The organism is Variovorax brevis (genome assembly GCF_030317105.1).
Taxonomy (GTDB): Bacteria; Pseudomonadota; Gammaproteobacteria; order Burkholderiales; family Burkholderiaceae_C; genus Variovorax; species Variovorax brevis.
In genome coordinates, this window is record NZ_JASZYG010000050.1 from 1 (window position 1) to 11,552 (window position 11,552).

General features: G+C 61.5%; 8 protein-coding genes and 2 pseudogenes. 4 read left to right on the forward strand and 6 right to left on the reverse strand.

Annotated features, from left to right (window positions below; all coding sequences use genetic code 11):
* Positions 1 to 81 precede the first annotated feature (81 nt).
* From QTI66_RS38750 to QTI66_RS38780, 6 genes and pseudogenes are all read right to left on the reverse strand, one after another.
* On the reverse strand, positions 82 to 1,269 hold the full coding sequence (locus QTI66_RS38750; protein WP_286565700.1) for a hypothetical protein: 1,188 nt from the start codon (positions 1,267 to 1,269) through the stop codon (positions 82 to 84).
* An 849-nt stretch (positions 1,270 to 2,118) separates the two neighbouring features.
* Positions 2,119 to 2,504 (reverse strand): annotated as a pseudogene (locus QTI66_RS38760) (IS21 family transposase); the annotation flags it as partial.
* A 366-nt stretch (positions 2,505 to 2,870) separates the two neighbouring features.
* Positions 2,871 to 5,787: pseudogene (locus QTI66_RS38765) on the reverse strand (Tn3 family transposase).
* A gap of 130 nt (positions 5,788 to 5,917) precedes the next feature.
* Positions 5,918 to 6,208, reverse strand: coding sequence for a hypothetical protein (locus tag QTI66_RS38770; protein WP_286565701.1), 291 nt, complete (start codon positions 6,206 to 6,208; stop codon positions 5,918 to 5,920).
* A gap of 42 nt (positions 6,209 to 6,250) precedes the next feature.
* Entirely contained in the window at positions 6,251 to 8,080 is a 1,830-nt protein-coding gene (locus tag QTI66_RS38775; protein WP_286565702.1) for a SpvB/TcaC N-terminal domain-containing protein, read from the reverse strand.
* A gap of 285 nt (positions 8,081 to 8,365) precedes the next feature.
* Complete coding sequence (locus QTI66_RS38780) at positions 8,366 to 9,178, reverse strand: aldo/keto reductase family protein (RefSeq protein ID WP_286565703.1); 813 nt, start codon at positions 9,176 to 9,178, stop codon at positions 8,366 to 8,368.
* Between the two features lie 111 nt (positions 9,179 to 9,289).
* Between QTI66_RS38780 and QTI66_RS38785 the strand changes: the two genes are divergently transcribed.
* The 4 genes from QTI66_RS38785 to QTI66_RS38800 all read left to right on the forward strand — a co-directional run bounded on the left by QTI66_RS38785 (position 9,290) and on the right by QTI66_RS38800 (position 11,479).
* On the forward strand, positions 9,290 to 9,628 hold the full coding sequence (locus QTI66_RS38785; protein ID WP_286565704.1) for a hypothetical protein: 339 nt from the start codon (positions 9,290 to 9,292) through the stop codon (positions 9,626 to 9,628).
* 25 nt (positions 9,629 to 9,653) lie between these two features.
* Entirely contained in the window at positions 9,654 to 9,863 is a 210-nt protein-coding gene (locus tag QTI66_RS38790) for a hypothetical protein (protein WP_286565705.1), read from the forward strand.
* Between the two features lie 3 nt (positions 9,864 to 9,866).
* The gene (locus QTI66_RS38795; RefSeq protein ID WP_286565707.1) at positions 9,867 to 10,994 is read left to right on the forward strand and encodes a radical SAM/SPASM domain-containing protein; all 1,128 of its coding nucleotides are present in this window, start codon (positions 9,867 to 9,869) and stop codon (positions 10,992 to 10,994) included.
* Between the two features lie 125 nt (positions 10,995 to 11,119).
* Complete coding sequence (locus tag QTI66_RS38800; protein WP_286565708.1) at positions 11,120 to 11,479, forward strand: hypothetical protein; 360 nt, start codon at positions 11,120 to 11,122, stop codon at positions 11,477 to 11,479.
* The last annotated feature ends 73 nt before the right edge of the window (positions 11,480 to 11,552 follow it).

Genomic DNA, 11,552 nt, shown 5'->3' on the forward strand with positions numbered 1-11,552 from the left:
CCAGCGGGTAATGCATCCGCATGATCACCTTGTGCAGAGCGTCGATCATCGCAGGGGCTTTGTTTTTCATCTCGCCGCAGCTTACCGTGCGTCGTTACCGCGACAGAACCCGCAGGTTCCCTCCGCGTCGGCCCACAGCGGCGACACGGCTCTCTGCGACCACGTTTGCGGGCTCCGGGTCCAATCCGTGACGATCAGCAGCGCTGGCAGCAGCACGACAAGGCCCAGCCAGGAAGCGTGAAGCCGGGACATCCGCTGCGCCAGCCCTTCAACACAACGGAGCTTGCGGCTGAGCTGGTTCGCCCATCGTTTGGCGCGCCCATTCCCCAGGATGAGTCGAGCCAGCGCCAGCACGGAAAACAAGAGGGCCAGGCTCCCTGCTGCATACAACACCAGCACACCGAAGTGGATCGAGAGCGCCGCGCTGACGATGCTCGCCATCGCCAGCGTCGAAAACAGCAGGCGCAGCCGTGCCGGCTCTTGTCTCATCAGCGCGCGAACGAAAGACACATGAGTGGGCGACCAGGCGAGCGTCCGCAATACACGCCACAGCGCAATCACCGCCATCGCGAACAGTGCTGGCGTGAGTGCTGCCGGCAGCAGCGCAACGGCACACGGGCCGCATGCCATGGCAGAGACCACGGTACCGCCAAGGAAGACACTCGGGCCTGCCAGCGCCAGCAGGAGGACTTCCCAGTCCAAAAGTCGGGAGGCTGCCAGTGCGGCGAGAGGTGCTCCGTGGATGAGCACGAGCACGGCCGCCACTGCCATCGCCATCCGCCGGGGGCCCCCCTCCTGAGTGGTGCGGGTGTGTGCTGCCAAGAGAATCGTCAACGCCACGAAGTCGTAGGCAGTCGCGGCCGGGACCAGGAACACACTCAGAATTACCCAGAAAAAGGACGCGTTGACTGATTGCTCCTTCTCGTGGGCGAGCCGCTCTTCCTTCAGCTTGGGATCGAGGACCTCGTCGGTCGACAGCGGCACGCTTTCGGGAGCGATGTTCAGGATCCAATAGATAGCTGCAGCTGCAGCGATATTCGCCACAAGAGCAATGCCGAAGAAGCGCAGGCCGGCAACGTCGCCGTTTCGCACGAACAACTTGAGCGCCTGTGAAGCGACACTCATGCGGGCCGGCGACTGAGTGTCCGGATCTCCGCCAGCTTGCGGGAAAAAAGGCGTTCGGCGCAAGACCTCCACGGTCAGCGTCATCAAGCAGACAAGCAGCGCGCTGGCGGCAAGAAGTGCGGTAACGGTCTGACGCGCATCCATCGCGGTGGCAAGCCCGGTTCATCCGATAGGTTTCGTAGTGTGCCCCTGACCCTCTCAATTCTCCAAGCACCTCGCTCGACCGGGAGGCGACACAGCCGCTTCAGCCAACGCAGGCGCACCTCTTTGCTTCTCGAGCGGCAGTTCGAAGTCGGCCTGAAGCACATGCCCGAATCGGCCAGGATGAACGGGTCACTCGGGACTTCTTCGCGTAGAGGTCAAAGTCGGCAACGGATGCAGGCAGCGGACGTAGGCCGACTGAGCCGAAATGACGGCACCCCAATCCGCAACGCTGGATCGCGGCTGCCGCTCGCATACTCCTGCGCATCACCGATCTCGGAGTCCGGCGCCAGTGTCGAAAATTCGCTGCCAGTTGAGCGGTACCCGCGAACATGGGAAGGATTTCTGAGCGCAGCAGCGCAGACCTTTGGCCAATCATCAGCAGGATACAAGCGAGATAAGACGATGCTAAATCTTGATTCATCAGCAATGCACTCTCGGCCACGATTAACGTCAACTTCCGGCCAATGATTTTGAGCGGGATGGGTGGTGCAATGCGCTGTTCTTAGAAGGAGGGGCAGAACCTCCAGCAAGCCCTTCGACCAATCACTCGCGAATCCTCAGGCCAACGCTCACGCTAAGTCAAACCCGATTCCATGTTTTGTTGCGGCGGGTCGCACAGAATGAGTTTAATATTTACACACCAGTCGGCTTAAGAAGCTGGCGCTACCGTTACCGGGCTCCGCGCCAGCTGCCGGCGGTCATCCGCCAGCGTCTTGCCACTGAGGCCAAAACCGCTCGAGCTTGAGAGCTTCGATGGTGCCCTTCAACCTCATTGCAGCCGGCTCCTATATGCCGGAACTGGGTGGCTCCATTACGCCGGAAGGTGACATGAAGCGCGCGCCATGCTCGAATGCGTCGCTCAAGCGTGCGGCGAACACCGCGTGACAGATCTTCGTGACGGCGACTCAACTCGTCGCATATCGCGACAGGCCGAATGCCCGGTGCCGCCTGCAGCAGCGGCACGACTTCGGAATCGAAGATGTCAGCCAACTGGTCCGGGCGGCGGCGCCCGCGCGCTGCTCCTTCTTCTGCGACGGCAGGCGTTGATCCTCCTCAATGCGGTACGCCGTGGCAATACTGAACCCCGCCTGCGCTGCCGCCACCGGCAACGACTTGGATAGCCTGAGCTTCATGAACAACCTCATTTGGCGATCGTGGATGTGACGTCCAGGCACAGAGAAGGTTTGGCAAGATCGAGAAACCTCTTCCATACCTGATTCCACCGCGATCACCGACGACGTGCTCCGTGGGCAAACCTCCCGCCCACGCCATCCCTTCTCATCCCGATTGACGCGCCGCAATGAGGAGCGTGGCCGGACAGAAATCGCAAGCTGTGAGGCATGCCCTTCATCGGGGTGATCGTACTTTTCGTGCAGATTGATACGGTTAGGCCTAAAAAGCTCAATCGCGACAACAACTTAGAAATCAAGGTTTCTGCGCAGGGTTGGCCTTTTCATGCAGATTGACACGCTCTTTCAAGCCGACGGGGCTGAGTCTCGCTGTTCGACGCTCACTCGCGACCTACGTCATGTGAAAAGCTTTCAAACTTTGACTGCGGCTCTTGACGCCGCGCCGGGCCGCAGCAGTGCCGAGGCGTACGCATCGATTCTGAAGCGGAAGGTGCCCCGGAAGTTGATGTGTCCGAAGTGCACGGGCCCGATGCGACGCAGCCATGCATCGTCGACGTCAACTCCGTTCGTGCGCATGCGCTCGACCTCATCGTTCATGCGGTTGGTGTTCCAGGCCAGCACGATATTCGTCAGCAGCGCGTGTGCGCCGGAGATTGCCTTCATCTCGTCGCGTCGCCGCCCGCGTTCCGGCGCCACCTTGCCGGTGTAAACGGCGCGCTGCAACTGATGCACCGATTCGCCGCGGCTCAGGAGCATGTGGATCTCGCGTCGGAAGTCGGGAATCGCAACGTAGTCGCACAGGAAGATGCTGCGCAGCAGACGGCCCAGATGGTCGGCCGCTCTGTACGCCGGGTCGCCTTGTGCGGCACTGCCGAGCAGGCGCAGCGCCACGTCGGCGCCGATCTTGCCGATCCGGATCGATGCGACGAAGCGAAGCAATTCGTCCCAGCCTGAGTGAATCGCCTTGCGCGACAGCCGCTGGATCGTCGCGCGCTCGATGCCTTCCGGCACGGCAAAGCCTGATGGCAGGTACAGCTTGCGCTCTGCAAGGTCCCGCAGGCGAGGGCACAGGTCGAAGCCGAGCAACTTTGCGACTGACATGGCCGCGCTCGTGTAGCCGTGCGTATCCACAGCAAGCAGCGACAGTCGGATGCGCTCTTCACTGCGGTTGTGCCGCTCAACGCCTTCGACCGCCACGCCAGCCTGGCGCTCGTTGAGCACGATGGGCTGGTCGTAGACGATACCCCACCGGTCCAGCACGTGGGTATAGATCCCGGCTGCGTAAGTGCGACGACGCGGATCGGTACGCGCACTCCAGAGATGACGCGATGCGTCCAGCGACATCATGTCGGCCGAGGCCTTGGCGCCGTCGCCCCAGAGCGCAGCTATCGGAATGCGGCCCTGGAACTCGACCACGCGTTCATTGGCTCGCCGCAAACGCCCGTGGGTCTCGAGCGCTCGCATTGCCACGGACACGGAGGCTGTGTCCAGACCGGGGATCATCGCCGCAACGCTCTTTGCATCGATGTCGGTGCCGTGCGCGAGCATCGCGGCATACAACGCAAGCAGTTCGGCCACGGTCTCCGCCCGGTGGCCCAAGAGCGCTTCGCTGTAGTTGCACAGGGCATCGATTTCCAGCAGAAGATCGGGGAACTGAACGTCACCGACCTTCCTGTAGATGAGGTCACGCAACCGGCGCGGTTCGCCTTCGTCGGGAAGGGCTGTGACGGCAGGAAGATGCAGCATGCCCTCGGCGTCGATTTCGAGCGAACCTTTTTCGCAGGCTTCGGCGACCGCGGCGACGCCGGCACTCAGGTTGTGGAGGAGGGGGGCGAGGAATAAGTCGGCCGTTGCAGGCATGCCCAACAAGGCGAGGTGGGCCTGCCGGTCGCGCGCCCATTCAGCTGGGGAGATGAGCATCTGCTCGCGCGAGCGGAAGGTCAGCGAATGGTCGATCCAGACACGGCCATTTCTCAGGCTCTTGCGCAGCGACATCATGGTGCACGCCGCGAACGCATGCAGGCCGAAGCGCGGATCGACGTCGTGAACGAGGTCGTGCCATGCGACGCCGACATCGGGAAGGGCGAAGTCGCCGGGCAACTCCGACGCCTTCATGGCCCGCAACTGCTGCCATGCGGCCAACTGCTCGAAGGCCCGGTCCTTCGTGGGACTGCCGAACTCCCGCCCTGACACGTTGGTGGTCGGTCGACAGCGCCTTTCTGACCTCGGACACGAAGCTCTTCGGAGACGCGTCCAGCAAGCTACTCAGGAACCGGTCGGCTTCAAGGCACCGCGCCTGCAAGGACTTGGCAGGATCGCGCAGCACGTCACGCGCAAGGCGCGCCTGGTTTCGTGCAACGCTGTCCGAACGGTCTCGCGTCGCCTTCACCTTCTGCGCGGCTTCCCGAAACAGCTGCTGGCTGCGTCGCAGGTTTTGTTGCACCGCGATGTCCGTGAGTTCAAGCAAGCTCACGCGCAGGAAGCACACCAGTTCGATCGCCTGGCGGGTCTCCTTGAGGTCGCGGTTCTTGGCCGGACGTCGCGCCTGCACCTGCTGTGCGTAGGCGTGCTGCTTGGGCAAGCTGACGCCTGCCAACGACCACTCGTGCACGCCAAGCGCCTTGAGGTAGCTGATCTTCTCCAGCGTTTCGGTCAGGGTGGAAGGGGCGTGGCGCCTGGACGGGGTCTTGATCCACTCGAGATGAGACAAAACGCCATCGGGCCTCTGGCTGTACACGGATTCCCGGCAGCGACGCAATGCGGCGGGAGAGATCTCGGCGGCGATCGCATGACGGATGCTCGCTTCGTTCGTGGCAAACGCATCACGGGCCCAGTCCTGTACGCGGCGCTGGCCGGGAATGAGGATGCGGTGGTCATAGAGCCAATGGCACGCGGACGTGACGAGGTCGTCGGAGTGCACGGCCTCCGCCGCGTGGACCGCCAGCATGGTCACGAGATCGGCTTCTTCGGCCGCATCGAGGTCCTTGAGGCCGAGATAGTTCCTGGCCCACTGTTGATGCTCGTACAGGGTCGGGCGGCGCTCGTAGAGGCTGCGCAGGCTCGCGATGGTCAATGGCGACGCCTCCAGCGTTTCGGCCACGTACCGCAGCAAGTTACGTGGCAAGACGGAAGAGCGGTCCATTGGTCGCCCGCACGCCCGAAGGAACAGCAGTTGCAGCGCGCCTGCGACCCTGCGGTCGGAGCGGAACCGCTGGCGAACAGCGTCCGCGTCGCCAGCGCCAAGCTGGAAAAACTGCTGGAGGTCGAACTCTGTCAGGCGAGCGGGCAGGCTCTCCAGACCGACGAAGCGATAGGCATAGGTGGACATGACCGACCAATCAGGCTCACGACTGTACATCGCCGCCGGCCGCCGCCCACGAAAGCGCTTCCAGCTCCTTGAAACCCGCGCCAGCAAAGGCTCTCAAGGCAAACCGTATCAAACTACACGAAAAGTACGATCACCCCAAAGGCCGCAGCGTGTAGGGCGCGAGAGGCGATGACCAGACCAGGCAAGCCGTGCCGTTGCCCAGCAGATCTGCGGTCAACACGGTCGACTGGTCGTCGAGCCTCGGGCATTGCGACAAGGTGGTGGGCGCTGACCACGCGTTTCCGGCCTGGTTGAAATAAAGGCGAGGACCATCGGGCGCCAGATAGATGATGTCCGCAACGCCGGAGCCGTCGATGTCCGCCAACCGGATGCGCGCCGCATCGAAGGCGTCCTCCGCGTCGAAGCGCGAAATCCCGCCCATCGTGACCTTGGCGCCGAATTTACCGTAGCCCAGGTTCGGCCATTAGCACACCTCGCCGTATCGAATGCGCACGATGTCCGCCAGGCCATCGCCGCTCATGTCGGCAAGAAATATCGACTGTTCCGCTTCCCCGAAGACGCACCGCGGTCCGGCTTCTTCGTCGAGCGCGTGCTGCACGATGTTCGCGGCACCAAAGCCATTTTCTGCCAGGGACGGATGCCACAGCAGCGCATGGTCTTCGGTGATGGCGAGGTCCGCGAGGCCATCGCCCGTGAGGTCGATGAACCTCAGGTGAGGGTCGTTCCAGGCCACGTTGGGCAAAGAGCGAAAGGGGATGAAGGCGTCCCAATTCCTGTCGGGCGTGCGCTCGTGAAATCCGGGATTTGGCCCGTGAAAGTTGACGACATCCAGCGCGCCGTCGCCCGCCAGGTCGCGAAACATCTGCTTGGAGCCCGGCGTCATGGCCAGCGCGGGAAAAGTCGCGACGTCTTGCGCCGGGGCGAAGCGGGCCATAGTCACGCTGTGTCCGTCTTCCTCGACCTGGGCGAGAGGACTCAAGTTGCGCTTGTAGAGCCAGCCGCCGCCTTGCTGGGTGAGGATGCCGGATAGCCCTTCACCATCAAGGTCGACGAAGGCGTAGCGTGCGCCATCAACCCCTTCCGGCAAGCTGATGCCACTGTCGCGATCGAGCGTGCGAACCGGCGTCGCTTCATCGACCTCCGATTCGGAATAGGTGAACTCCAACGGCGGCGTCGACTTTCTGACGTAGGTTCCATTGGCCTGCCTTGTATATCCGCTGTGCGCGACCGATTTGAGGTAGCTCGCGAGCGGTGCCGCATGGTGCGTGAAGTCGGTCGAGGCCACGAGGCAGGGCGTGCTGCCGAGTTCCGCAAACCGATGGAACATCAGCACGCGTTGACACAGCCGATAGGTCCGCACTTCGAAACACGATCGACGAGATGAAAACGGATCGGCTCGCACGGGCCACTTCCGGGTCTCCGTTTCGGGCGTCGTTGTGGAGGTGTCGTGCTCGCCATAGTCGAACACGAGTTCGAAATGCCATTGATTGGCCGCAGGAAGCGCGGGCCACGCCGAGGCCGGCGTCAGCTCGGGAAACCAGGGCGTGCGATTGCCGTACCGGATGCGTTTGAGATAACGGTTGGCGCCTCGGGTCTGAGCGGTGCGATTGCGTTCGTGAACTTGAAGCAGGTCGATGCTGTCGGAGTTCTCTTCCTTGTACTCATACGCCATCGCGTTGCCCTTGTCGTCGTGGGTTTCGCAGATGAGCCAGGTAAAGATACGTGTGGCGTCCTTCGGGTCGACGATGCGGCTGTTGACAGTTTTGCCGTACCAGCTGGTGATGTTGTCCTTGGTGATCGATCGCCAGAAGACATCACCGGATGTTGACTCGCAGGTCCATCGCTCGATTCGCGAAAACAGGCCTTCAACGCGCGGGCGAAAGCGTTCGATTCGATACGTGGCGCCGCCAACGATGCGTGGAGGGATGACTTCAAGCTTCCATTCGCCGCCGGGGGATTGGACTAGCGCGGGCACGAGGTCTTCGTGGCCGGAGAGCATGAACACGTCCGGCCTCCCGGTGTCGCGATGGTCGTCGCGAAACAGGGGCAAGCCCTTGTCGGTCTTTCGCGAGATGCTTGTCACCGAGTGGCGCCAGCCCAATGCGAAGGGTCCATTGCCGGCGCCGGAATCATAGGAGAGCGACAGCTGCGGCCCGAAGCCGGCGCGTCCGGGGCTTGCGAAGATCGGCACACTCATTGTGCCGGTGCCGGTCACAGGATTCGCGCCAAACTTCTCGCCCATGCCGCGGATGGCACCGCCGCCCTTTGGCAACGACAGCTGCGGGGCAGACACGGAAAACGCAGGGTCGCTTGTAGCCTGTTCCTTCGAATCGGGAGGAGGCGCGCGAGAGTGGGCCAAATCGAATTCCCTCTACGCGGATCCGCAAACGGAAGGAGCCCGAACGAATGGCGCTCTCGGCATTCTGCGCCGACTCCCGCGCTTCGCCTCCCCAAATTCGTTGATCTAGGTCGAAAAGGGGCTTTGACGAAATGCACCACAAACGGGCGTGCTCATTTTCCTGCCCCAATCGACCGACAACATCATCGCGGGTGTCGAGAGATGTCTGTTTTCGGTGTTCTATGCAACACTGATCCCGATGCTTTCGAGGGAGTCGACGTCGCTTGGTTCCAACTTGAAATCCAAGCAGGCCATGTCGTCTTTCATGTTTTCGACATTGGTAGTACCGGTCAGCGGAACGATTCCGATCTGGAGCGCAAACCGGAGGACAATCTGCGCGAGCGACCTACCGGTTCGAGCCACCAGCCTTTGGACTACGGGATGCTCGAGTTCGCGTGCGTTGGCGGTGAGCAGCGAAAAGCCCTGATAGAGAATCCCAGTTGATCGGCAAAAAGCCCGAATTTCGCGATCCCACCCGTTGCGAGCACAGCAACGGTTCTGCACGAACGTAGGCCTGATCTCTGCGTATCGATTGAGCTCTATAAGCTGCTTGAGCGTAAGGTTACTCACCCCGATCCATCGTGTCTTGCCTTCCCGCTGCAGGGATTCCAGCGCTCTCCAGACTTCCCAATCCGGGGGGCCCAGGGCACCTGCCCGTGACGGGCCGTGCAAGAGATACGAGTCGACGTAATCCGTATTGAGGTTCAGTAAAGAGCGCTCGAATGACTGACGGACCTGCGTCGCGAAGCTCGCCTTCGCATCATAGGGAATCCGGTCATCGTGCGAGACAGCATACGTGAACTTGGTTTGGAGAAACAGATCGCTGCGAGCGCACCTGCCGCTTGAGACGAAGGCGGAAATCGCCTCGCCCACGCCGGCCTCGTGATAGTGGCGCCGCTGATTCGCCGTGTCGACGCCGATGAAGCCTTGGGCCAGCGCCAGCGCGGTCAGTTCGGTCGTGCGCGCTTCTTTCCACGCCGTGCCATACAGCATGGCGGGGACAAGTGTCCCTTCTGTCAACGCGTTTGCCGCACTGTCCACAGTGATGCGTATAGTACGCGAGCGCGCAGCGGTGGTCGCATGGCTATTGAAAGGAAGGATCGCATGGCTAACGAGAAAGAAAAGAAGCTGGGATCACGGCGCATCGTCTTCAAGAAGCCGGACTTCGAGAAGTTTGCGCGGAAGCTCGCGAAATGGGGCGATTCCCTTTCGCCAAAAGAGCGTGCTCTGCTCATTACCGTGCTGGACAAGGGCTCGCACGGTGTTCGGGCAGCCGGCGACGATGTAGTGCAGACGACCACGACAATTGAAGTTGAGGCGGCGGACTTCAACCTTGAGCAGTTCCTCGTAGAGTTACTCCTAGCACTCGAGGGCGTTTCTGCAGAGGTCGACGAGGACGGCCCCTCGTGGGTCCAAGAAATCACCGCAACAACAAAGACTTGATCGTTGAAAGGTCGGATTTCAAAGAATGCCTTCCTCGGACGACACTATCCGTTCCTTCGCTCAGAAGCTGAGCGCGTATGCGGAAACGTTGCCGCATGAGGAGCGTGCGCTGCTTGAGCACGTTTTTCTAACGGCGATCGGCCCCCATGAGCGTCTGCGTCTCTTTCCGCCTAATGAACTACTGGCGGACGCAGAACGTGAGTTGCTCGACTGCCTCGCCCAGCCCAAGGAATGAGCAATGCACGCCGGTTTCGTCATGAAGGCCACTCGCCGCTGCAATCTTCGTTGCAGCTACTGCCACGATTGGAGGCAGGGCAAAGAGTTCGACATGTCGTTTGAGACCGTCGCTCGAGTAACCGCAGCCATCCTACGCGACCCGGAGGTGGATCGCGCTCAGTTCACTTGGCACGGCGGCGAACCGACGCTGTTGCCGATCGACTTCTACCGGCGGGCGATGCTCGTCCAGTCGCGCCTAAAAAGGGACGGCCAGAAGATTGGTAACGCGCTCCAAACCAATGGGACGCTGCTCGATCACAGGTGGTGTCAGTTCCTAGTTGAAAATCGCTTCGCGGTCGGCGTCAGCATCGACGGGCCGCGCTCGCTCCACGACGTACAGCGTCCGTTCATCTCCGGGCGCGGGTCCGGCGAACGCGTGGAGCGTGGAATCCGGTTGCTACAGGACTGGGGTATCGATTTCGGCGTTCTGATGGTGGTCGATCGTTCGACGCTCGAGCTTGGCCCGCGCGCGCTCTTCGAATTCATCGTGGCCCTCGGCGTGCCAAAGTTTGGGCTCATATCGGCGAATCCGGTCAATGACCCGACGTTCTTCGAACGACCAAGGGCGCTGCGTCTGGCGCCTCCTGAGCACTACACGAACCACACCGCGATGACGCAGTTTCTCATCGGCCTTTACGACGTATGGGAGAGTCACGGCGACACCAACATACAGATTCGCGAACTCGAAGCCCTGCGCCGCCGCATTAAGGGTGAACACGCCGGTGCTTGCACTCTGGCGGGCGCATGCATTGGCAAGCACTTTCTGGTGGAAGCGAACGGCGACTTCGCTCATTGCGACCTTTTCGTTGGGGACCCGTCTTATACGATCGGCAACGTGTACGACGCCGATTTCACCGCCATACGACGCTCGCAGCCCCTTGTCCGTCTGCGTAACAACGAAGAGCGAAGTCTCAAGGCGATGTCGAGCTGTCCGTATTACACGACCTGCAACGGCGGTTGCCCGCATGATCGCTATAGTTCGGTGCGCTACGACCCAAAGCACAGCGCAGATTGTTGTGGTCTGCAGGACCTTATTTCGGCCCTCCGCGAACGAATACTGTCTTCTGCGCCTCTTGGAACTCCGGTGTAGTCTTGCCGGGCGCGATCAGCCGTGAAGGAGAGCGTACAAAAGTGCGGGAGGTCGAGAATTCGGCGCCCTGTTGGCCGAAGCCGGTCTACGCTTTCGGGGCGAAGCAACTCGACTCAGAGGACACCATGCGCTTGATCATCGAAGCTCGAATTGAAGGCGCCGCTGCGGCATCTGAACTGATCCAGCTCGGCGTCGTCGAACGTCAGGACGACGAACTAAACTTGAGCAACCTGGGCATGCGGCTCGAAGAAGGGCGCGAGCTCCTGCGACGGATCCAGGAGGCAGCAGTGTCGGCACAGGTGGCATCCTGGCTGGCTCGCCGCTCCATCTGCGAAGGCTGCGATCTGGCCTTGGCCCACAAGGACAGCGGAACGATCGTTTGCCGCACCGCCTTTGGCAAAGTCCGGCTGGACAGCCCCCGATACTTCTACTGTTGCTGCCGCACCCCTGTGCTCCGCAAAATCTCGTCTGCTGACGCGGGATAGTGACCTTGAACGGTTGATTAGGAAAAGCGAGCGGCTCGGCGGCCAGCCGAGCTCTGCTACAGGGGCGCTGTTG

Bases quoted from the DNA above. Each gene is read 5' to 3' on its own strand.
- QTI66_RS38750 (WP_286565700.1), bottom strand. From the start codon at position 1,269: ATGGATGCGCGTCAGACCGTTACCGCACTTCTTGCCGCCAGCGCGCTG.
- QTI66_RS38770 (WP_286565701.1), bottom strand. From the start codon at position 6,208: ATGGGCGGGATTTCGCGCTTCGACGCGGAGGACGCCTTCGATGCGGCG.
- QTI66_RS38780 (WP_286565703.1), bottom strand. From the start codon at position 9,178: ATGCTGTATGGCACGGCGTGGAAAGAAGCGCGCACGACCGAACTGACC.
- QTI66_RS38785 (WP_286565704.1), top strand. From the start codon at position 9,290: ATGGCTAACGAGAAAGAAAAGAAGCTGGGATCACGGCGCATCGTCTTC.
- QTI66_RS38790 (WP_286565705.1), top strand. From the start codon at position 9,654: ATGCCTTCCTCGGACGACACTATCCGTTCCTTCGCTCAGAAGCTGAGC.
- QTI66_RS38795 (WP_286565707.1), top strand. From the start codon at position 9,867: ATGCACGCCGGTTTCGTCATGAAGGCCACTCGCCGCTGCAATCTTCGT.
- QTI66_RS38800 (WP_286565708.1), top strand. From the start codon at position 11,120: ATGCGCTTGATCATCGAAGCTCGAATTGAAGGCGCCGCTGCGGCATCT.